Annotated in this window: 19 protein-coding genes; 8 read left to right on the forward strand and 11 right to left on the reverse strand. The window is 46.2% G+C overall.

All coding sequences use genetic code 11. The annotated features are described in order from the left end of the window. Positions 1-21 precede the first annotated feature (21 nt). Entirely contained in the window at positions 22-795 is a 774-nt protein-coding gene (locus OCU74_RS16780) for a 5-oxoprolinase subunit PxpA (protein WP_087481693.1), read from the reverse strand. Between the two features lie 137 nt (positions 796-932). On the opposite strand from OCU74_RS16780, the gene OCU74_RS16785 reads away from it, so the two are divergent. Continuing rightward, complete coding sequence (locus OCU74_RS16785; RefSeq protein WP_087481692.1) at positions 933-1,859, forward strand: LysR family transcriptional regulator; 927 nt, start codon at positions 933-935, stop codon at positions 1,857-1,859. Positions 1,860-2,017: 158 nt separating this feature from the next. Beyond that, positions 2,018-2,803, forward strand: a complete 786-nt coding sequence (locus OCU74_RS16790) for a transporter substrate-binding domain-containing protein (RefSeq protein WP_143693244.1) — start codon at positions 2,018-2,020, stop codon at positions 2,801-2,803. Position 2,804: 1 nt separating this feature from the next. Here OCU74_RS16790 and OCU74_RS16795 read toward each other — a convergent pair whose 3' ends face one another. From OCU74_RS16795 to proV, 4 genes are all read right to left on the reverse strand, one after another. Continuing rightward, positions 2,805-4,151 carry a magnesium transporter gene (locus OCU74_RS16795; RefSeq protein WP_087481690.1) on the reverse strand — a complete coding sequence of 449 codons (1,347 nt, stop codon included), beginning with the start codon at positions 4,149-4,151 and terminating at the stop codon, positions 2,805-2,807. Between the two features lie 171 nt (positions 4,152-4,322). Then, on the reverse strand, positions 4,323-5,312 hold the full coding sequence (gene proX, locus OCU74_RS16800; RefSeq protein ID WP_234993610.1) for a glycine betaine/L-proline ABC transporter substrate-binding protein ProX: 990 nt from the start codon (positions 5,310-5,312) through the stop codon (positions 4,323-4,325). Positions 5,313-5,493: 181 nt separating this feature from the next. Beyond that, positions 5,494-6,531 (reverse strand): glycine betaine/L-proline ABC transporter permease ProW, encoded by a 1,038-nt coding sequence (gene proW / locus OCU74_RS16805; RefSeq protein WP_087481688.1) that lies wholly within the window; start codon positions 6,529-6,531, stop codon positions 5,494-5,496. A 3-nt stretch (positions 6,532-6,534) separates the two neighbouring features. Beyond that, a complete protein-coding gene (gene proV, locus OCU74_RS16810) occupies positions 6,535-7,722 on the reverse strand; it encodes a glycine betaine/L-proline ABC transporter ATP-binding protein ProV (protein ID WP_087481687.1) in 1,188 nt (395 codons plus the stop codon). A gap of 275 nt (positions 7,723-7,997) precedes the next feature. Between proV and OCU74_RS16815 the strand changes: the two genes are divergently transcribed. The 3 genes from OCU74_RS16815 to OCU74_RS16825 all read left to right on the forward strand — a co-directional run bounded on the left by OCU74_RS16815 (position 7,998) and on the right by OCU74_RS16825 (position 10,395). Then, entirely contained in the window at positions 7,998-8,843 is an 846-nt protein-coding gene (locus OCU74_RS16815; protein ID WP_087481686.1) for a tetratricopeptide repeat protein, read from the forward strand. A gap of 208 nt (positions 8,844-9,051) precedes the next feature. Further along, entirely contained in the window at positions 9,052-9,399 is a 348-nt protein-coding gene (locus tag OCU74_RS16820; protein WP_087481685.1) for a helix-turn-helix domain-containing protein, read from the forward strand. A gap of 276 nt (positions 9,400-9,675) precedes the next feature. Then, complete coding sequence (locus tag OCU74_RS16825; RefSeq protein ID WP_087481684.1) at positions 9,676-10,395, forward strand: carbonic anhydrase; 720 nt, start codon at positions 9,676-9,678, stop codon at positions 10,393-10,395. Positions 10,396-10,748: 353 nt separating this feature from the next. Here OCU74_RS16825 and OCU74_RS16830 read toward each other — a convergent pair whose 3' ends face one another. Together OCU74_RS16830 and nadE are read right to left on the reverse strand one after the other, a co-directional pair. Then, positions 10,749-12,077, reverse strand: a complete 1,329-nt coding sequence (locus OCU74_RS16830) for an anaerobic C4-dicarboxylate transporter (protein ID WP_087481683.1) — start codon at positions 12,075-12,077, stop codon at positions 10,749-10,751. Between the two features lie 245 nt (positions 12,078-12,322). Next, positions 12,323-13,153: an ammonia-dependent NAD(+) synthetase gene (gene nadE, locus OCU74_RS16835; RefSeq protein ID WP_087481682.1), complete on the reverse strand. Its 831-nt coding sequence runs from the start codon at positions 13,151-13,153 to the stop codon at positions 12,323-12,325. 234 nt (positions 13,154-13,387) lie between these two features. Here nadE and OCU74_RS16840 point away from each other — a divergent pair, with 234 nt between their 5' ends. Then, on the forward strand, positions 13,388-13,903 hold the full coding sequence (locus OCU74_RS16840) for a nicotinate-nicotinamide nucleotide adenylyltransferase (protein WP_087481681.1): 516 nt from the start codon (positions 13,388-13,390) through the stop codon (positions 13,901-13,903). Between the two features lie 41 nt (positions 13,904-13,944). Here OCU74_RS16840 and OCU74_RS16845 read toward each other — a convergent pair whose 3' ends face one another. Further along, on the reverse strand, positions 13,945-15,834 hold the full coding sequence (locus OCU74_RS16845) for a methyl-accepting chemotaxis protein (protein WP_315972466.1): 1,890 nt from the start codon (positions 15,832-15,834) through the stop codon (positions 13,945-13,947). Between the two features lie 458 nt (positions 15,835-16,292). On the opposite strand from OCU74_RS16845, the gene OCU74_RS16850 reads away from it, so the two are divergent. Then, entirely contained in the window at positions 16,293-17,849 is a 1,557-nt protein-coding gene (locus OCU74_RS16850; RefSeq protein ID WP_087481679.1) for a DUF3369 domain-containing protein, read from the forward strand. Between the two features lie 93 nt (positions 17,850-17,942). On the opposite strand, the gene OCU74_RS16855 is transcribed toward OCU74_RS16850, so the two are convergent. Together OCU74_RS16855 and OCU74_RS16860 are read right to left on the reverse strand one after the other, a co-directional pair. Further along, positions 17,943-19,871 (reverse strand): PAS domain-containing sensor histidine kinase, encoded by a 1,929-nt coding sequence (locus tag OCU74_RS16855; RefSeq protein WP_087481678.1) that lies wholly within the window; start codon positions 19,869-19,871, stop codon positions 17,943-17,945. A 162-nt stretch (positions 19,872-20,033) separates the two neighbouring features. Continuing rightward, the gene (locus tag OCU74_RS16860) at positions 20,034-21,992 is read right to left on the reverse strand and encodes a sensor histidine kinase (RefSeq protein WP_087481677.1); all 1,959 of its coding nucleotides are present in this window, start codon (positions 21,990-21,992) and stop codon (positions 20,034-20,036) included. A gap of 432 nt (positions 21,993-22,424) precedes the next feature. Between OCU74_RS16860 and OCU74_RS16865 the strand changes: the two genes are divergently transcribed. Further along, positions 22,425-22,769, forward strand: coding sequence for a HopJ type III effector protein (locus tag OCU74_RS16865; protein WP_087481676.1), 345 nt, complete (start codon positions 22,425-22,427; stop codon positions 22,767-22,769). A 44-nt stretch (positions 22,770-22,813) separates the two neighbouring features. Here the strand turns inward: OCU74_RS16865 and OCU74_RS16870 are convergent, their stop codons facing one another. Continuing rightward, positions 22,814-23,113: a cysteine-rich CWC family protein gene (locus OCU74_RS16870; protein WP_087481675.1), complete on the reverse strand. Its 300-nt coding sequence runs from the start codon at positions 23,111-23,113 to the stop codon at positions 22,814-22,816. Positions 23,114-23,143 lie beyond the last annotated feature (30 nt).

The raw sequence follows: 23,143 nt of genomic DNA on the forward strand, positions 1-23,143 counted from the left end.
ACCTCAATCTTTTTCATTTATTTATTGAATATTCATAGGGTTAGGAGCCTGAATGGCAATGCCGGCCTGTTCCAGTGTTTGTCTGACAACCCGGACTAATTTCAGCGCTCCCGGCGTGTCACTATGAATACAGATTGAGTCAAATTGTACAGAAATCTCCTGATGATCAACGGTTGTCACCTGATTTTCGCGACACGCCCTGAGAACTTTTTTTGCAACCTGTTCCGGATCGAGTGCTCCGGTCTTCCGGGTGAAGACGATTGAACCACTCTGATCATAATCTCTGTCTGCATAAAACTCGCAGATCACAGGATGGCATTTTTCTAACGCAAGCTTATGGAGCCGTGTCCCATGCATCACGTATAACATCAGTTCCGGTGCCAGTTGGTGGAGATGATTTATAAATAATCCGGCGGCATCCTGATCGTTTGCCAGATGCATGTATAAGGCGCCATGCGGTTTGACATGTTGCAAGGTCAGGCCGTGAGCGTGTGCTATCTCCCGCAGGGCACCAACCTGATAAATGATATCGTGAACCAGCTCATGAGCTGAGGTATGGATATGACGGCGACCGAAGCCGAGCAAGTCACGATAACCGGGGTGTGCCCCGACAGAAACACCATGTTTTCCGGCAAGTTCAACAGTTGTATACATGGTTGATGGATCTCCGGCATGAAACCCTGTTGCGACATTGGCTGAACTGATTAGTGGCATAATCTGTTCGTCTGTATTGTCGCCGATATGCCAGGCTCCGAATCCTTCTCCGATATCTGAATTTAAATCAACGGATAACATAGTCTCTTTTCATACACCTTATTTATATTTCTAATTTTATGCAACAATTTCAATATATAAGCTTTGGGGGGATGTGAAAAAGATTTATTTTTAGATACTGTAGTATCTGAAAATCAGATATATCGAGAGGTAAGCATATGTCCATGACCATCCGACAACTTAAATACTTTGTTGCGGCGGCTGAGCTGGGACAGGTTTCTCAGGCAGCGATTCACTTAAGTATCTCTCAGTCAGCAGTCACAACAGCGATTCGTGAACTGGAAACATTACTTGGGGTGAATTTGTTTGTTCGCAGTACTCAGGGTGTCACGTTGACTGATCGGGGACGCCATTTTCTGAATCATGCCTATCAGGTACTGAGAAGTGTCGATGAAGCACTGAATATTCCGCATACGGATGAAGATGCGATGGGTTCTGTCCGGCTGGCTGCAACGTATACGGCTCAGGGATATTTGCTGCCTTATCATCTACAGCGACTGAGACAGTGGTATCCCAACATTTCAATTGATTTGTATGAGTTTGAACGGACCGAAATTGAAGATAAGTTATTAGACGGCTCGATCGATATGGCAATTGTTCTGACTGATAACCTGATTGAATCAGAAATTGTATCTGAAAAACTGTTCAGCTCGGAACGCCGACTCTGGATGCCCAGCCATCATCATCTGAGTCAGAAGAAAACACTGGCTTTGGAAGATGTGGAAAAAGAGCCTTTTATCATGCTTACCGTTGATGAAGCTGATGTGAGTGCCATGCGTTACTGGAGTCTCAAATCACTGCAACCCAATGTGATTCTCAGAACCAGCTCAGTCGAGTCGGTCCGGAGCATGGTTGCAAATGGGTTAGGTGTTGCAATTCTTTCTGATCTGGTTTACCGGCCCTGGTCACTGGAAGGACGAAGAATTGAAACCCGTTCTCTGGATGATGTTGTTTATCCGATGAGTGTTGGTTTAGCCTGGAAACGCGGAAAAACTTTTACACAGGCGATGCATGCGATTCGGGGATATTTTCAGCAGGTCTATCTTACGCCTCAGCAAAATATGGTGCGAAGCACCGTGGTATGAGAAGACTGGTGCTGATTTTGATGACGTGAGGGTTTTCCTTTTGTTAGGATAAAAAGATCAACACGCCCTGAGATGCGCTTTAGTAAGGATCATCAACAAGGCAGCAATTGCGTCGTAGTTTTCTACGGTGGGTATAAGATGAATAAGTGGTTCAGTTCATGATATTGATTGCCGGTTGTTTGCGTTTTATAACTCAGACAGATCTATTAGAAATTATTCGGAAACGAGGGGTCTTGCGGATAGGAACGCCGGGAGATTACCACGCGTTGTCGTATTTTGACGGCCAGAAGTTTGTTGGTTACGACATCGATATGGCTTCATATCTGGCTGAGCAACTGGGTGTTGATGTCGATTTTGTGCTGACAGAGAGGCCGGAACTGGTTTCAGGCCTGTACCTGGGAAAATTTGATATTGCAATGGGAGGTATTCCCCGGACGGTGTCCCGCCAGTTTGAAGTTGAACAGACCCGGGGATATATGACTTTTAGTCATGCTTTATTGGTAACGGCTGAAAATCAGGAACGGTTTCATAGTTTTGAGAAGGTCAACCTACCCGGTGTTAAAGTCGGAGTCGCAATCGGGGAAGTATATGAAAAACTGGCCGGACAGTATTTTCCTGAGGCGACCATCGTTCCTTTTGAGAATCATCTGAATATCCCGCTGGCCGTTCGTTCCGGCCAGATTGACGCGATGATGACGGAAATGCCGCTGGCGCTGTTTTATCAGACAACCGAGAAACAGTTGAAGGTGATTCGGGAACAGACGCTGACGGCGCAAAACCAGTTCAGTTATCTGCTGCCCGTTGGGCAGCAGCGTCTGCTTAATATGGTCAACCTCATTATGGATGAGGTGAAACTGAAAGGAGTCGAACAGCAGCTAATGGCAAAGCATACTTTGATTGAGTCTTCCGGAAGCACTGAAGCTGAAAATAACTTTGAAAAATAGCTTAGAGTAAAATTGCTCCGGCGGTGCCCAGAAATGCAAAGAACCCAACTACATCAGTGACTGTTGTCAGAATCACGGAACCGGCAAGCGCCGGATCCAGTTTAAATTTATCCAGCAGCACCGGAATGAGAACACCAAACAACGCTGCTGTTGCAATGTTGACGACAATGGCAAACGCGATGGTCATCCCCAGTTGAGGAGACTGATACCACAGACCGGCCATCGCACCAATGATCAATGCCCAGACAATCCCATTGAATGCCCCGATTCCAAGCTCGTTTTTCAGAAACACCCACCGGTTACCCGCAGTGATCTGATTTAAAGCCATGGCCCGGACCATCAGAGTGAGTGTCTGACTTCCCGCAATACCTCCCATCGAGGCAACAATTGGCATCAATACAGCCAGAGCAACAACCTGAGCAATAACATTTTCAAACAGTCCGATGGTAATTGAGGCCAGAATGGCTGTCATCAGATTGATCCCAAGCCATAAACCTCGCTTCTGAACCCCTTTGAAAACCGGTGCGAACAGATCATCTCCTTCGTGGATACCGGTTCCTGCCATCAGACGGGCTTCATAAATTTCCCGCTGGACACTGAGTGAAAACTGCCAGTCAATTTCCCCGATTAAGATGCCATGATCACTCAGGACCGGCAGGGTCGGATATTCTGAATGTTCCAGTGCGCTGACGGCTTCTGACAGTGGCTGGGTTGCCCTGAGCAGGGTGAGATTCGTTTTATTCAGTGTACTAATCGGTGCCGATGGCTCTGCGGTAAGAACATCGGCGTAGCTGATCAGACCGCGGAATTTTTTATCTCTGTTGATGAGGTAAATATAAGGTGTTGAACTCTCCTGATATTTATCCAGTAATACTTTAGCGCGGCTGACCCGGATATTAAACGGCAGGGTAAAAACCTTGCGGTTTGCCCAGTGACCGAGCTGGTTGTCATCGTACTGATTTGCCTGATCATAAAGTTCCAGTTCATCCCGGCTGATTAAACGCAGGGCTTCACTGATAATCTCATCAGGCAGAGAATCTTCCCATTCCAGCAGGGATAGGTTATCCAGTTTTGCCAGAATCAGTTTCAGCTCTGTTGCTGTCAGGCTCTGAATGACTGAAATCCGCGCTTCGGCGCGCATATCCGTCAGAACAGCTATATGGAACTCAAGGGGTAAAGCCCGCCAAAGCCTGACCCGTTGCTCCACCTGCAATGCTTCCAGTAAACGGGCAATGGTATCTGACTCCATGCCGTCATTCAGGTATGCCGTCAGTTGCTTTGTCTGCTGAATTTCGTCTGCTTGTGTCAGTGATTCAATAAACAGGGATAAATCTTTGTGATCGCTCAACTTCTCCACTCCAGCAGGGCGAGGTTACTGGGTATATATCATACTCAAGAATAAAAATGGCAGGAACAAAAATTAACAGAAAATACTGATGATTCTGTGAGTGAGTATCACCAATCTGAAAAAGCCACCCGCCGGATATCGGGGCCGAACCGGCGGGTGGCTTCAGAGCGCTTAGTTTGCAGCGGCTTTAGCCTGATCTATCCAGGAATCGAATAGTTTCTGGTGGGCTTTAATCCAGCCGTTTGCATGGGCTTCGATATCTGCCGGACTATTTTTACCCCGGCTCATCATCATATTTTCAGCACTGACATCATTGATGCTGAGTTTGATGAGTGAGAATAGTTTAGCGGCTGCCGGGTTATCCTGAGCGAATTTTTTGTTGGCAACGATTTTCATGGAATTCATTTCGAAACCATAGTTCTTACCATTTGGCAGGCTGGTATCGATATCCTTCCTTTCTCCGGGAAGAGAAGAGAATGGCACTTCAAGCCAGACAACATCTTTTCCCGGAACCAACGCACCACTGACCCAGTAAGGTGTCCAGGTGTAGTAGAAAATGGGCTGGCCTTTTTTGTAGCGGGCAATGGTATCAGCAATGATCGCTGAATATTTTCCCTGATTGTGAGTGACGGTCTGACGTAAACCGTAAGCATCCAGTTGATGTTCGATGACACTTTCACATCCCCAGCCGGGGTTACATCCGGTCAGATCAGCTTTTCCGTCACCATTGGTATCAAAGAGCTTGGCGATTTTGGGATCTTTAAACTGCTCAATATTGGTGATGCTATACTGTTGAGCTGTTTTCTTGTCAATAAGGTAACCCTGTGCTGCGCCGGAAATATAGTCACCGGCAACATAGAAGGCATCATCACCTCCGGCTTTTTCATATTTGTTGATATGCAGGGGGAACCAGCCTACAGCAAGGTAAGTTGCATCCCCTTTGGCAATTGATGTGTAAGCAACGTTGTAGTCGACTTCTTTGGTCGGTAATACGTTGTAGCCTAAAGCCTCCATTGCTTTATTCACGATCAGAGTCTGGAATGTCTCTTCAGCAACAGTCGATTGAACGGGTTGAACCGTGATCCCTTCTCCGGGTAATTTTTCGGCGAAAGCCAGTGTTGCCTGGCAAGCTGATAGTACAATGCCGGTGGCTATCAACATTCTCCGTGTATATTTCATGTGTGATTTCCTTATGTACAGGTGAACTTATAAAAAATACCCAAGTGACCTCAAAATCAGGATTCAGAGTGTCTTCAGGCCGTCAATTCAAGGAAAAGAGCCTCTTTTTAAGGCTCTCTTATATTGTAGGCGAATAAGAAAAATCTGCTTATTTCTGACCATGTTACTTCCCGGTCAGGCGCCAGATAAAACTAACGGGACCGGTGTGATACCAGCGAACCTTGTTATCCCGGGATGCAATACCAATAGTTTGGGTGATCCGGTCCAGCAGGATAGCAAGAATCACAATGCCTAATCCACCTACGGCTGCCATGCCCATGTCCAGTCTGCCGATGCCGCGTAGTACGGTCTGTCCCAGACCACCGACGGCAATCATAGAAGCAATCACGACCATGGAAAGAGACAGCATCAACGTCTGGTTGACTCCGGCCATGATTGACGGCATTGCGAGCGGTAACTGGATTCGATACAGCATTTGTTTCGGGCTGGCACCGAAAGCGTGTCCGGCTTCGATCAGTTCTTCCGGAACCTGCTGAATCCCGAGGATTGTCAGCCGGACGATCGGCGGAAGTGCAAAAATGATCGTGACGACAACTCCCGGTACGTTCCCGATACCAAACAGCATAACTATCGGTACGAGATACACAAACGCAGGTGTAGTCTGCATCGCATCAAGTACCGGACGAATCACTCTGGCTGCCGTTTGATTGCGGGCCAGCCATATACCGAGAGGCAGTCCCATCAGTAAACAGAAAAAAACGGAAGTCATGACCAGAGCCAGAGTAATCATGGCATCATTCCAGGCGCCGACTAGTCCGACCACAATGAGTGAGCACAGGGAAATGATGCCCATGCGCAAGCCTGCCAGTTGCCAGGCGATCAGAAATAAAATCACCAGCATCACCGGGGCCGGAGTGGCGACCAGTGCAGTCTGAAATGAACTGAGAATGAGATCGATTGGAATACGGATCGCCTGAAAAACCGGACGTCCGTGCTCGACCAGCCAGTTCAGTGCTGTTTCAACCCAGTGGTCGAATGGGATGAGTGCATCTTTAAACGGGTGCAGCCAGTGAAAAGTATCCGGGGGTGTGCTGGCATTTAACCAGTCACCACCGGTCGCAGTGTGGGCTGCCCAGGGATCACTTGTCTGAGCAGCACTTGAGGCCCAGGGATCAGCATTTTGTGTCGGTTCTGTTGCCATGAATTATTCTCTGTCTAAAGTCTGAAGTAAGCGGGATTTGGTGATAACTCCCAGATAACGGTTGTTGTCATCGACGACCGGGATAGCGTAAGGGGTTTGTGCAACCTGACCAATTAACTCACTGATCGATGTATCGGCATGCACGTGAACCGTTTCATGCAGAAGAGCACTATTGAGTGAACGGCGTTCGTACCGGGCTTCTTTGAGGGAGTCGAGAGAGACGATTCCGGCATAGTAATTTCCCCGGTCAACAACAATGCCATATTCGGTATCATGATCGAGCAGGAGTTGCAGCGCTGCAGCCGGTCCGTCATTGTCATGTTTCTTCAGGACTGTTGCGTTTTTTCTTCGGGCAATATCTTTTGCCGTCAGAATATTTGCTACATTAACCCCACGGAAAAAGGAGCTGACATAATCGTTTGCCGGATTATGGAGAATGTCGTCTGGTGTTCCGATCTGGACGACCACGCCGTCTTGCATAATGGCAATTCGATCGCCGATACGCATGGCTTCATCCAAATCGTGGGAGATAAAAACAATGGTTCGTTTATCATCGTTCTGTAAGCGGATCAGCTCATCTTGCATTTCCGTCCTGATCAAGGGATCAAGCGCTGAAAATGCCTCATCCATAAGCAGTATGTCCGGATCATTCGTCAGTGCCCGGGCCAGTCCGACACGCTGTTTCATTCCGCCGGAGAGTTCATCCGGATAAGAGTCACCGTAAGCTTCCAGCCCGACCCGCGACAGCGCTTCTCTTGCCCGCTGATATCGGGTTGGTTTATCTATCCCGGCGAGTTCCAACCCAAATGCGGTGTTTTCGATCACCGTCATATGCGGCATCAGCGCAAAATTCTGAAAGACCATTGAGATCTGTTTACGCCGGACTTCGCGCAGTGCCTGGGCTGAAATACGTGCAATATCCCGCCCTCTTAATAACACACTGCCTCGCGTTGGTTCTATCAGGCGGTTTAATAAGCGGACTAACGTTGATTTTCCTGAACCGGAAAGTCCCATAATGACAAAAATTTCGCCTTCCTGAATCGACAGGGAAACATCTTTGACCCCAACAGTTAGCCCTGTTTTTTCAAAAATCTGATCTTTGTCCAGTCCTTGTTCCAGTAACGGAAATGCTTCGTCAGTTGCTTCTCCGAAAATTTTATAGAGCTGCTTGACTTCTAAGATGGCTTCCATGCATCACGACCTGAATTATTGTAAAAGTTAGAGGTTGTATATAATGAACTCTAAGCATTAAATGGATAAAAATCAAGCAGTTCAGTCAGGGGATGTTTTTGTTCTGTTGATAAGTTATTGATTTTTAATGGTTGTATATTTTGTGTTTATTATCACTTTGTTTTGTGTACAAAATAATTAAACTTTGACGATGGATTGTTTCATGTCGTATTTCATTAGAGAATGGAAATTGCACTTATCATGTTAAAAATGACGGGGTTGCCGTGTTAAAACTTATGCTGATGGTTGGAGTGATACTGTCTCTTTTTCTGGGAACTGCTGTCGCGGAATCAGAGCAGAAATACTCACAAACCGATATTTTGGATCGCCCACTGGTTGAGCGTTATATTCTTGATGAGCTGAAGTCACTCAGACAGGATCAACAGGATCTGGAGCGTCGTCTGACGATACAGATTACGGATCGGGAACTGAGCGTCGCCGATAAATCGATGAACTATGCCAATGTGACGGTGACTTATTTCTTTTACATCATTGCCGCTGCAGCTTCACTGATTGCTTTATTTGGCTGGCATTCGCTGAAAGAGGTCAAAAATAATACCCGGGAGCTGGCCGATAAGCGATTAAATAAAATCGCTCAGGATTATGAGAAAAAATTTCTGGCTTTAGAGCGGGATCTGAAGCGAAAAACCCGGATCATTACTGACAATAATCGTGAAATTGAAATTATCAATGAGATCCACAACCTGTGGCTCAGAGCTCAAAGTGTTCAGACGCCGGAACAGCGGGTGCAGGTGTATGACGAGATTCTGAAAATTCGTCCGGGAGATCTAGAAGCGCTGACTTATAAAGCGGATGCCGTGATGGAGATGAAAGAATATCACTGGGCAATGAGCTTATGTAACCGGGTTCTGGAGCTGGACGAAACTAATGGGCCGGCGTTATATCAGCGAGCTTGTGCTTATGCCCGTCTGGGAGCTGAAGAACAGGCCATTATCGACTTGCGTCTGGCCGTGGATCTCAGTCCTTCTATACGTGACTCCATCGCCGAAGAATCGGATTTTGAAGGTCTGCACGGACATAAAACATTTGATGACTTACTGACGACTCCGCCGCAGGAATAAATCTGCTGAGAGTCAGGCTATACGTGGTGTGACCGATACATTTCTCCTGTTCACTGGCCGGGGGAAACCGATGTGGGAAAAACGTATGGAAATCATGACGACGGGTTGACATATTTATAATATTTATCTGTCATGTTGTGGGGATTCATTGAATCAGAGAGCGGGCTATTACATGTGTAATAGCCCGCTCTTTACAGGAGAACCCTTCATGGAGTTTACACCGGATGACCTTCAGGCGCTTTATCATGTCTGGATGTCACAAAAAGCGAGGATGCATCTGACACAGATGGAAGCGGCCAAGCGACTGGGGTTGAGTCAGGTCGAGCTGTCAAATATTCTTCGGGGTCGTGAACCCCTGACACTACAATTCGTCCAGTCGTTCTGTCGGCACCTGCATGTCGACCCATATCTTTTTATGCCGAGCCTGCTCAGGCAGCAGCGGGAAGGTCAGCAACACGTCAAACTGGTCAACAAGGTCATCATTGATGGTGATATTGAATCGGTTCATATTGATGGAAACCAAGTCGTAATCGAATACCGGAGTCTGGTGAGGTAATTTGAGAAATATGATTCCTGAATTGATCTGAGCGAAGCAGCGTTGATTGCATATAATGAGCGGCTTCTGGCCCCTGCAATATTCTGGATCATTGCCATAGTGAAGGGGCCAGAAACTACTTATTTAATGGGTAAAAAGTTCAGATTAATTCATACAGAAAATGTAAAAAAATATTAAATTGATCAATTAAATAAATTGAAACATTTTCAGCCTTGTATTGATGCTCAACAAAAACAAAAATGTTTGAAGTTATCTGTTTTATTACAGGGAGATACAATGAAAAAAATCATATTGGCAGTATCGGTTGGTGCTTTATTTTCCGGAATGGCTCAGGCTTCTGAGTGGGGATACGAAGGCGAGAATGGTCCGGAGCATTGGGGACATGTTGCTAAGATTTGTGAAACCGGAAAAAATCAGAGCCCGATCAATGTGACGAACACAATAAAGTCAGATGTGAAACCTTTGGCAATCCAGTATCAGGGGCAAGTTACTGCACTGACGAATAATGGTCATACACTACAGGCTACTGTGACCGGAGATAATGTCCTGACGGTCGACGGGAAGCGCTTTGAGCTGAAGCAATTCCACTTCCATACGCCATCAGAGAACCTGATTAAAAGTCGTCAGTATCCGCTGGAAGCGCACTTTGTTCATCAGGATAGTGAAGGGAATCTGGCTGTCATTGCGGTCATGTTTGAAACCGGTGCTGCAGATGATGAGCTGGCTAAACTCACGCATACACTGCCGGGGAAAGGTGATTCCGTCTCTATTGCCCAGGTCTTCCCGGTTAAAAATTTACTACCGGCCACGCAAAACTATTACCGTTTTAATGGTTCGTTAACGACACCACCGTGTAGTGAAGGTGTGCGTTGGTTTGTGATGAAACAGCCGAAGACACTCTCTGCTGAACAGGAAAGCACGCTGGTCTCTGCGATGGGATACAATAATCGTCCGGTTCAGATGCAGAATGCCCGCACTGTACTTGATGAAATGTAATATCTGTCCCTAGGGGCTGTTGACCTTTCGTGATGTTTTTTGCAGCAATTTGTCGTTCATTTAGCCAAGGCAGGTCATGTGAAGTGTACGACCTACATGAACCATGACCTAACACCGGATAAATGGGCGACAAATGCTGCCCAGAGGGTTCATCTGAACGTGTCTTGCTCTTTGTTGCGGGTCATTTGCTTAGGATGCTAAGCGGCATGCCCCGCGCCGCGATCAATCCCCGTTCAGATTGAACAAAATTCAACCACGAAAGGTCAACAGCCCCTAGCTTTCTTTCTAATAAACAAGCCCCTGTTAAACAGGGGCTTGTGTCGTTTGGTCGTGTGTTTTGTCGTTAATGACAGTTATCCGATAACGACCTGAGCCAGAAGGTAACCGACGACACAGCCGGTGACTACGGCAATCAGACCCACGGACATGAAGGAGTGGTTGAAGTACCATTTTCCTATTTTTGTTGTTCCGGTGACATCGAAGTTCACAGTAGCAATATCAGACGGATAATTCGGGATAAAGAAGTAGCCATAAACTGCCGGCATCAAACCGATTAACAGGGCCGGACTCAGGCCGAGTGCAAGACCTACCGGAAGCATCATCCGGGCGGTTGCTGCCTGAGAGTTGACCACAACAGAAACGATGAATAGTGCCAGTGCGAATGTCCAGGGATACAACTCAACCATTTCAACAATACCGGACTTAAACTGCGGCATCGCAAATTTGAAATAAGTGTCCGACATCCAGGCAATCCCGAAGATCGCAATTGCTGCAACCATCCCTGATTTAAAGACTACACCGTCAGGTACGTTTCTCGGGCTGGTTTTCGTTGCCAGAAGAATAATCCCACCGAAGCAGAGCATCATCATCTGGATGACAACCGACATACTGATTGGTTTTGAGCCTTCACTGATGGTTCTGATTTCTGGAACCATAGCAATCACTACGATACAGAGAATCGATGCGATAAATAACAGAACAGCGTTTCTGGCTTTGGCCGGAAGTTCTTCATCCAGCGTTGTTGCCGTTGTTGTCCGGATTTCTTCCTGCCAGACAGGATCTTTCAGGCGTTCCTGATATTCAGGATCATCTTTCAGTTCTTTCCCTCTTCTCAGGCTGTACAGAGACATTGCCAGCGTTCCGCAGAGCGTTGCCGGGACAGTAACCATCAGAATTGAAAGGAGTGTGATATCAGACTGAACATTAACCAACTGTGCCAGATAGTAGACAACTGCTGCAGAAATAGGAGAAGCCGTAATACCAACTTGTGAAGCAACGGAAGCTGCGGCCATCGGACGTTCCGGACGGATTCCGTTTTTCAGTGCCACATCACCAATGATCGGCATGATTGAGTAAACGGCATGGCCGGTACCCAACATAAAGGTCATGGTATAAGTGACGAATGGTGCGATTAGGGTGACTCGTTTCGGATTTTTCCGTAACAGCCGTTCAGCGACCTGCAACATATATTTCAATCCGCCGGCAGCTTCAAGAATCGATGCACAGGTAACCACTGCCAGAATAATCAGCATGACCGTGATCGGTGGTGATGTCGGAGGCATTTTGAAAACAAATACCTCGATAACCAGACCAATACCGGAGACAACGCCTAACCCAATACCGCCGTACCGGGAACCAATATAAAGCATCAATAACAGGAACAAAAATTCCATATACAACATATTGTAAACTCCTATAACAATTCGTTACTTATATAATTATTGATGCGGTAAAAAAAAGATTGACGATTAATCACATTCATCAATCGTTTTCTGGGAATTGTTAAGCTATCGGAGAGAACTCACGTTATTAAATGAAAACGTAACTGCGATGAAAAGTATCTGTGTCATCGGTTTGTTTTAAATGTTGCAAAAGTGTGAAAAGTCAACGAATAATTGACTTTTCACAAAGTTAAACAAGAGTGAAATTAATCGTAAATCGTAGGAATTGGCTGGCGTTTATGCTGGGTGGCCTGATAAATAGCGACTAATTTATCAATCACGGTCTGAGATACAGGTTTACCTTCCAGAAAATCATCAATCTGATCGTATGTCAGATTCAGAGCATCCTCATCGGCTTTCTGTGGAGCCAGTTCTTCCAAATCAGCTGTCGGGATTTTATTGACCAGAACATCCGGAGCACCCATTGTGGCTGCCAGTTGACGAACCTGACGCTTACTCAGGCCGAATAACGGTGCCATATCACATGCGCCATCACCGAATTTAGTATAAAAGCCGGTAATGTTTTCCGCTGAGTGATCGGTACCGAGTACCAGTCCACCGACGTAACCGGCAATTTCGTATTGTGCAATCATACGGGCACGGGCTTTGACGTTGCCTTTGACAAAATCGAGATGAGCATGATCTGAAGGAAGCAGGTGTGTTCCGGCTAGTGCCTGATGGGAAGCCGCATGTAATCCGTCAACGCCTGCTTTAATATTTACAGAGACAGCGTGAGTCGGCTGAATAAAGGAGATGGAAAGCTGAGCTTCGTCTTCGTCTTTCTGTTCGCCATACGGAAGTCTGACAGCGATAAACTGATACAGATCCGCCTGATTTTCTTCATTGAGCTGATTGACGGCCAACTGAGCCAGACGACCACAGGTCGCTGAATCAATACCACCACTGATACCGAGAATGAGAGACTTACAGCCGGATTCAATCAATTTGCGTTTAATAAAGTCAACCCGACGCTGGATTTCATACTCAGGATTGATGGTGGGTTGGACGCGCATTTCCTCGCGAATAAGCTGTTCCATTTGAGATTCCTTTTCGTACAAGAATAAATTTACCGCATTATATACCCAAGTTACCTCCGGATACGCTGAACTCTGGGTTTTGAGGTAACTTGGGTATATAGCAATTTTTTAGTATCATACCGCTTCTTAGTATCATACCGTTTTCGTTGAATTAGAAAACCGGATAATACCAATCAAAGTAATTAAATGCTCAGATAATTCCTGCGATTGGTATCATTGCCTGAAAGGAAGGATATGCTGAAAATCGCTGTATTTGGCAGCGCTTTTAACCCACCCAGTCTGGGTCACAAAAGTGTTATCGATTCATTAAACCACTTTGATCAGGTTCTGCTTGTTCCGAGTATTGCACATGCATGGGGAAAAACCATGCTTCCTTATGATATGCGGTGCCGGCTGGTTGATGCGCTGATACTCGATTTGGGGAGTGATAAAATTAAACGTTCTGATATTGAAGAACAGCTGTATGTACCGGGAAAACATGTTACGACTTATGCGGTATTGACTGCGTTGCAGAAGATCTACCCGCAGGATGAACTGACATTTGTGATGGGGCCGGATAATCTGTTTCAGTTTGCCCGTTTCTACCGGGCCAAAGATATCTTACAGCGATTTAATGTGATGGGCTGTCCGGAAAAGGTTCCGGTACGCAGCACTGACATCCGCCAGTGCATTCGACAGGGTAAGGCAATCGATGCTTTGACGACTCCGGCTGTGAGTCAGTTAATCAATTCACTCTCTTTGTATCGCTAGATTTGCCGCACAGGCAATGAATGTTGCCTGTGCATTCACCATTATACCCGGAAGGTATTTAGTTTAAGAGTCACCTGCTCAACATCAGATTTATAGTGGGAAGCGATATCTTCCATATTTTGTGCCAGAGAGCCGGTTTTCTGGGCAATTTCTGCCAGCAGGTTGATATCAAGATTGACACTTTCACTGGCCTTGGACTGTTCCAGTGTCGAATTGGTTATCGTCATTATATGTTCATTGACCGAGGTAATCACTGACCCCAATTCTGCAACACTGTGGTTCACGGCAGAGACCGATTCAAACGTTTCTTTCGTTGCTACCTGACTCTGGTTCATGTTGTTGACGGCCTGAGCCGTATTTTGCCCCATATTTCCGAGGAGCTGGCTGATCTGTTCCGTTGCTTCTTTACTGCGCTGAGCCAGATCTCTGACTTCTGTTGAAACTACGGCGAATCCCCGTCCGTGTTCGCCTGCTCTTGCTGCTTCAATCGCTGCATTTAAGGCTAGTAAATTGGTCTGCTCTGAGATTGCAGTAATAGCTTCAACAATCTGGCTGATACTTTGCGAATCTTTCTCCAGATCCTGCATACAGATTTGGGTCTGCTCAATCTGCTGAACCAAATTTTCAACAGTGGAAAAAGAAGTCTGACTCTGTTCTCTGCACAACGTGAGCTGATTTGTCATATGACTGGTTTCATCCAGTGCACGTTCCGATGAAGTGGCGATTTCTACACTGGACTGAGATAACTCGGTGGCGGCAGTCGCAATAACTTCACATTTTTTGATGGTTTCCAGACTGCTTTTTTCAAGATCGATGGAACTGTCGACCACACGCATTAGCTTTTCCGTACTTTGTAAATTCATTTGCTGGACGTCTTTAAGCAGTGCTTTAACCTGCTGAGCCATGGTCTGGGTACTGCGGGCAACCTGTGCGACTTCATCATTTCCTTCCTGTGTCAGTTCTATCGTCAGGTCCTGATTTGAGGACATCTGTTCTAACTGGCGGGTAAGCTGACCGACACGGGATTTCAGACTGTGGATACACATTCCGAGTAACAGCAACATGATTGAACCGATAACAAGTGTTGCGACCAGTAATACTCTCTTATACGACAACATCTGTTGTTCATGATGACTCGTATTCGCCTGAATTGTTTCCTGGAGCTGGTTGCGGATTTGATTGAGCAGCTTGATTCGGCTGGTGGCCAGACTGAACCACTCTGATGGTTGTGGGCCATCTAGCTGTTCAAGGTGATCTTGTTGCGCAAGATATTTCTGCTGGATGGTTTCGACCTCTTTCCAGGCGGATGACTGTTTGACTTTCTCCAGTGCCTGACTCGCTTCTGGCGGCATCATAATCATGGCACTACGATCCGCATAAGTACCTGAACGGATATATTGATTGATTGCGGCATACTGTGCCGGTGAAGAAGATTTTCTGGCGAATGCTCCGTTCAACGCCCCCCGGACTTGTCCAGCCCGTTCTTTCATTGTCACGATCGCAATCAGCGCTCCGCCGATATTGGCAATCTCCGGGCTATTGATTGATTCCAGTAGCATCTGGCCGTTATCAATCGCAATCTGGTTGATATGTGAATAGTAGTCAAAAGGGGAAAGGGTTGGTTTCAGACTGTCGACCTGCTGACGGACATTGCGTAGTTGATTGAGTTGTTCGTTAACATCGGATCTGAGTTTTTCAGCCAGATGTCCGGGCAGAAACTGTGGGGTAAACTGGCGTAGGTTATTAATCTGCTGGTTAACGACGAGTCGCTGTTTTTGCAATGCTTCGACCTGAGCGCCTTTCCCCTTGCTGCCGAGAACCCCGGCTGTCAGGCCTCGCTCGACGGCAAGGTTGTGGGCCAGATTGTCGAAAAGCAGAATGAACCGGACCGTTTCTTTATCCTGTTTCGTCAGGTCAACTTGCTTTGACATCTCAAGAATATTTGAGATCGCAAAAATGAGTGCAATAACCAGAGGTATTCCCGCCAATATACTCACAAGTATATATAAAGGATACCGACTTAATAGTTTCTCCATATACCCAGCCCTCAGGTCTTCAGTTTTTATTGTTATCATTTTTTATCATTGTGCAGATATTTTTATAAAAGTCATATGTATATTTCCCTGGTCCAATCAGCCCAGAATTAGTTCGTGTTACGAAAAAACCGCAACCGTTTCAATATGCACATCTTTGTCAGTATAGACAATCTTCATCAATTATCTGATTGATATGTCCGGATAACCTTATATATCCGTTTCGCTGAAGTTACCGGAAGCCGGTGTTACTGAACAATTCTTTTTGAGGTTGTGCCCTATGTACCAGAATAAAAAAGCAAGAGTTGAGGGGAGTGTGCTAAAACTATATTAGGTCGGTGAAAAAAGAGGTATTTATGGAACTATTTGCAGATATGCGTTCAGGCTCTCCGGATAATGAAGAAAATGATAATACTTCATCGACAAATATCAAAGCATTAGAGCCCTGGAAAGTGTTACTGGTTGATGATGATGCACAAATGCACCAGATTACAAAGCTGGCACTGAGTAATTTTGTTTTTCAGAAACGACCATTGAAATTAATCTCTGCCTATTCAGGCAGTGAAGCACAAGAGATATTTAAACAGGAAGATGATATTGCTCTGGCCCTGGTCGATGTCGTGATGGAAACAGAACATGCCGGGCTGGATCTGGTCAAATTCATCCGGGAAACATGCCATAACCGCGTTATCCGGCTGGTTTTACGTACCGGTCAGGCAGGGCAGGCTCCTGAAGAGAAAGTAATTCAGGATTACGAGATTGATGATTATAAAGAAAAAACCGAGCTGACAACGCAAAAGCTGCGTACCTTACTTTACTCAATGCTGAGAGCATATCGGGACTTGTGTCTGATCGAAGAACAAAAGGAGGGATTGAGCCGGGTCATTGAAGCTTCAGCAAAGGTTCAGAATACCAGAACACTACAGACTTATGCGACAACGGTGTTGAAACAACTGACTTCTTTGCTGGGGCTGGAAGCTTCTGCTTTTTACTGCATCGTGTATCCGCGTGATCATGAAGAAGGTGGACGGGCTCTGACTCTGGCTGCAACCGGAAAATATGTTTCATTTTATAAAGAATGCAGCTTTAGTGTCTTGCCGGATCTTGTTGCCCAGCGTTGTCAGGAAGTATTGAAGCAACACGAATCCCACAATTATGGCGATGCGTATGTTTTCCATACCAGTGATGAGCGGGGAGTAACCAATCTGCTCTATGTGAATCTGAATGGAGAACTGTCGGAACTGGATAAACAGTTGCTGGAAATATACATGCAGAATATCTGTATGACATTCGACAACATCAACCTGTTTGTCGATTTGCAGGAAACCTCGGTCGAACTGGTCTATAACCTGTCGAATGCTGTCGAAGCAAGAAGCAAGGAAACCGGTGCCCATGTACAGCGGATGTCGCTGTTCTGTGAACGACTGGCCCAGCTTTACGGTCTTCCTGATCAGACAGTGAAAATGATTAAGCATGCTTCACCTTTGCATGATGTTGGTAAGGTCGCTGTTCCTGACCGGATTCTGCATAAAGAAGGAAAGCTCGATGCCGAAGAGTGGGCGACCATGCAGAAACATGTGGAATATGGTGTGGAGATCCTGAGTAAGTCCTCTCGTCCTCTGATGGTGATGGCGAAAGAAATTGCGGGATATCACCATGAGCGGTGGGATGGATCTGGTTATCCTTATGGTCTGGCCGGAGAAAATATTCCCGTTTGTGGCAGGATTGCGGCACTTGCAGATGTTTTTGACGCACTGGGCGCGAAACGTTGTTATAAAGAAATCTGGCCGGATGATGAGATCAGGCAGGAGATTCAGGCACAACGGGGAAAACAGTTTGACCCCCGGCTTGTAGATCTGTTTCTGGAACACTGGGATGATTTTATTGAAATCCGAGATAGTTTACCCGACTGATTCATGGTTCGATAACCGATAATATTTTTCTCACACACCGCCTGAGCCGCGGTCATCTTTCAGGCGGTGTGATTTGTTCCCGGTTCATTGATATCAACAGCCTTTGGGAAGTTTGATTGAGTAGTGTACGCCTTGTCCCGGCTCGGATGAGAATTGCAGTGTCCCTTTAAGTTTCTGGGTGACCAGATTAAACACCAGACTCAGCCCGAGTCCTGACCCTCCGTGGCCTCTTTTTGTGGTGTAGAACGGTTCAAATATCTTATCGTGCAAATCGGTGGGAATGCCGATGCCGTTGTCCCGATATTCAAAAACGATGAATTCTCCCTCGGCCCGAAACCGGATAGAAATCTGGGGAGTGTCCGCTGAATTGCCGAACGCGTGTATCGTACTGTTCATGATGAGATTAGCGACAATCTGTGTCAGAACACCCGGCAGACTATTCATCATCAGGGTTTGATCACCATCCAGTCTCGGTTCTACGGGGATTTTTCTGGTTTCCGGGGACATACTGGTGATTAATGCCGTGAGGACCTGATGAATATTGAACTGACTCTGATTCTCCGAAACCTGATCGACTGCCGTCTGTTTAAAATCCCGGATCAACCGGGATGCGCGATCGAGATTACTGTGCAATAACCCGACGCTTGAATTCAGCCGCTGTGTCAGGTCGGCAAACTGACTGGTTGTCAGTGTCTGGTGATGGAATGCTTCTTCAAGTGTTTTTCTAATATCCTCAATAACTGAGGTGGCTGTGATGGCTATGCCCAGCGGTGTATTGACTTCGTGCGCGACACCGGCAACCAGTCCTCCCAGTGCAGTGAGTTTCTCTGACTGGATTAATTGCGCCTGAGTCTGTTTCAGCTGGTTCAGACTCTGCCCCAGCTCGTGAGTTCGCTCCTGAACTTTATGTTCCAGATCCTGATTGAGCTGCTCCAGTGCAAACTGTACAGATTTGAGTTCTGATATATTCAGTGTCGTTCCCCGAAAACCGAGGAACTTTTCTGTATCACTATAGCGGGCTTTGGCCTGAAACATGAGCCACTGCTGTGTTCCATACAATGTAATTGCAACTTCACACTGGTGGAAAGTCTGCTTTTCATTCAGAAGCTGTTGCAGGTTTTGTGCTGACTGGAATAATTCAATCTGATGGAAAGGAATGTGCTGATCCTCTTCGAGATGTAAGGTTTTTAGCATTCCTTTTGATGCATAAATCAGGTTGAGCGATGCATCGGTTTCCCACAGCCAGTCAGATGAAATATGGGCAAAATGAGTTAAACGTGTGTGTTCTGCGCGGCTGTTCTGATAAAGAACGGCAAGATTCCGGGTCAGTTTATTCGTTTCTTTAACCAATAGAGATAATTCATCATTTTTCTGGGTAATCAACGGCGCCTGATAGACGTTAAGCTGAGTTGTCCTGGCTCCCGGCTTCATCGGGTTGTATTGTTGCAGATAGTGAACAATCGAAAAAATACGTTGATTGATACTTTTGTGGAAAATAATCAGGATCAGATAACACACAACGGCAGTTTTCAGGGTATTAATAACTAATGTCGTCAGAAAATCGCGGATCAGTGAATTGTAGATAGACTGAAGATTGGACGCGACAAGTATTGTACCTATCTGTTCCGACTCACCGCTCACCGGTTCGCGAAACATCAGTGGATAGATGTTCTGGGCTGTACGTCCGGTGATTGGCTTTCCTGCGGTCACCTTATAGGTTCCGGATCGGATCTCCAGATAATCGAGATCGGACAGAAGAACCAGATCATTCATCCGCTGTTGTAGCGTTGCCAGATTGAAATCCCAGAGGGATGCAGCCAGCAGATGAGCGTGAATATCGCGGATTTCCTGATGGCGTTTTTCAACATGTCCCATCTGCTGACTGTAGTTAAAGTAAAGTTGGGCAACTGTAGAAAAGAATGTGACTATGCCGCTGATCAGAACCAGAATCAAAATGATACGTCGCCCCAGATGACTGCGCAAAGGGGAAATGGATTCTGTTCTGTACCTGCCTGCTCTCATATTGATCAATACCTACATCAACCTGATGTTTTTCATAAGTGACAAAGAATAGCATTGCCACTATACCTCCAGTTTTCACTATATTTACACTACGTGCTATATGTTTTTTTCAATCAGATGGCAGGCAAGTATCCCCGTCATGGTACGGAGATGTCTGCCTGATCAATCCAATGTCTTAGGGAGTTGAATTCGATAGTGGACACCCTGACCGGGCTCGGATGTGAATTGTAATGTGCCTTTGAGTTTCTGGGTAACCAGATTGAAAACCAGATTCAGCCCGAGCCCTGAGCCACCATAGCCTCTTTTACTGGTATAGAAAGGCTCAAAAATCTTTTCGTGTAGCTCATGCGGAACACCGATACCGTTATCCTGATATTCCAGAATAATATTTTGGGCTTCTGCATAGAATTTGATATGAATTATCGGAGACGGATGTTCCCCCTCAAATGCATGAACAATACTGTTCATAATCAGGTTGGAGACAATTTGAGTTAATATCCCCGGCAGGCTATTCATCATCAGGTTTTCATCTCCCTCAAGCTGCGGGGTCACCGGGATTTTCCTGGTTTCCGGATGCATACTGGCGATTAATGCCATGATGACCTGATGGATATTAAACTTACTCCGGCTTTCTGAAACCTGATCGACTGCCGTCTGTTTAAAGTCCCGGATCAATTTAGATGCCCGGCCGAGATTACTCTGTAGCAACTCAGATCCCGACTTCAGTCTGCCCGTCAGATCGACGAACTGATCCGTTGTGAGTGTCTGATTGCGAAAAGCACTTTCAAACTCCTCGGTGACTTCTTCAATAATCGAGGTTGCCGTGACGGCAATGCCCAGTGGTGTATTTACTTCATGGGCAACACCAGCCACCAGTCCGCCAAGTGCTGCCAGTTTTTCCGACTGAATCAACTGTGCCTGTGCCTGCTTCAGTCGTTTCAGACTCTGGGCCAGATCCTGAGTTCGTTCCTGAACGGTGTTTTCCAGACTCTGATTTAATGTTTCCAGCTCGGATTGCACTGATTTGAGTTCGGTAATATTCAGTGCAGTTCCCCGGAACCCGAGAAATTCATGATCATCATTGTTATAACGGGCCTGAGCCTGAAACATGAGCCATCGTTGATGTCCGTTCAATGTCAGGGCGACTTCACAGTGTTGAAAGTTCTGTTTTTCGTTCAGAAACTGCTGTAGCTGGACTGCTGCGTGGAATTGCTCAATCTGATTGAAGGTCAGGTGGTGGCTTTCTTCCAGATGCAGAGCTTCCAGCATCCCTTCGGAACAATAAATCAGTTTCAGCGATGCGTCGGTTTCCCACAGCCAGTCGGATGATACATGGGCGAAGTCCGCCAGACGCGCCTGCTCGAAGCGGATGTTCTGATATAGGATGGCCAGATTTTTGGTCAGCTTGTTCGTTTCATTACACAGTAACGATAATTCATCATTTTTCTGGGTGATGATCGGATAGTTGCGTACTTTGAGCGGATGAGTTCTGTGTCTGGGATTATATTGTCTCAGGTAGCGGACAATCGAAAAAATACGCTGATTGATACTGTGGTGAAAGACAATCAGGATCAGATAACAGACCAGTGTGGTTTTCGCCGCATTGATTGCCAATGTGACCAGAAAGTCGTTGAGCAATGAGTCATAGATTTGCTGGACATTCGACTCGACGAGGATCGTTCCGATTTTCTCGGATTTTCCGGTGATCGGATCCTGAAATGTCAGCGGGTAAACGTTGCTGGTTTTTCTCCCGGTTACAGGCTTGCCGGCACTGATTTTATAATCATCGGATTTAATTTCCAGATAATCGATGTAGGGCAGGTTGATCAGCCCGTTCATTCTCTGTTGCAGAATCGTCAGATCAAAATTCCATAGCGATGAAGCCAGCAGGTGAGTGTGGATATTCCGGATTTCCAGATGGCGTTTATCCACATTGTTGAACTGTTGGCTGTAATCGAAATAGAGCTGGGTCAGCGTGGCAAGAAAGGTGATCGTTCCGCTGATTAATACCAGAATAAAAACAATTCGTCTCCCTAAGCGGCTTCGCAGCGGATGGATCGATTGTGCTTCTTCTGTTTCTGCATCTGTCTCTGGTATCGGACTTTCAGTCTCTGTTGTCATATTCTGCAATACCTGCCCTGGTGAATCAAAGATACAAAATTCCAGTCGTTATTTCTGCCGATGGTGCCTGCATAAAAGCAGACGCAGTATCGGCAGGGCAACCCCACCTGAGTTAATTATTGATGACATTAAGTTTTTCTGCCTAATAGTTAACAAAAAAATCCTGATTCTGTTGAGAAGACTCACAGAAGTGCCGACTGAGAAACATATTTTTCCTGCGATAACCGGAGGAAAAGTCAGCTGGCCCTGATGAAGACTATACCCAAATGACTTCAAGATGCAGTTTCAGCGAGAATCACTGAACCCAGAGACTGCGTTAGAGATGTATATCAATCAGAACTATTTTTGTTAGACTCTGGTTTCCCCCGAAATCTTGTTTCCAGGGGAATTTGAATTAATAAATATTGTTTGAGTAAAGTAGAGAAGATTTGCATGACATTAAATGAATTGCTGGAAGTGATCCGGCACTCGCCAGAGAAGGTCGATTTTTTTGAGGTGATCAATGTAATTGATACCCACTATGATTTTACACCCACCCGGTTTACTAACGGTGAACTGGTAAGTGAAGCGCATGAAAATCAGGGGTCGTGCAAGATCTTTTCATTCGCCGGGATACATCAGCTAAACCCGGATGAAACGTTAGCCTGCTTCGGCGACTTTTATCGTCAGGATGTTCTGGCACATCCTGAGAATCAGGATCATCAGAACATCCGCAATTTTATCCGTACCGGATGGGAAGGCATTCAGTTTGAAGGGGAAGCATTACAGGCGAAATGATGATCATCCGCCGCTTTTGATTTGAGACTGACTTTGATTGCAGATTATGCCAGAGGCTGGCGGGAGAGACATCGACGGCACAGGCAGTGTCCGGATTCTGCTTTTTCCCGAGTCTCGACACTGAAGCACCAACAGTCTGATTCTCCGGCCTGTAAACCACAGTAAGTGGCATCGCCACATTGCGGGCAGTGATGCGAAGCATCTGCGCCGCTCAGACGCTGCATGATCTGCTCTCTCTGATGGTCAGTGTAATGACGCCACTGCCGGATCTCTTCCATGGTCCGGTAGCATCCCGAACACAGGCCTTCCTCATTTTTACAGTTTGCCATACACGGAGATTTCATCGCACTTCCCTACATTTCTATCCGGTTTAT

This window comes from Vibrio mangrovi, from assembly GCF_024346955.1.
GTDB lineage: Bacteria > Pseudomonadota > Gammaproteobacteria > Enterobacterales > Vibrionaceae > Vibrio > Vibrio mangrovi.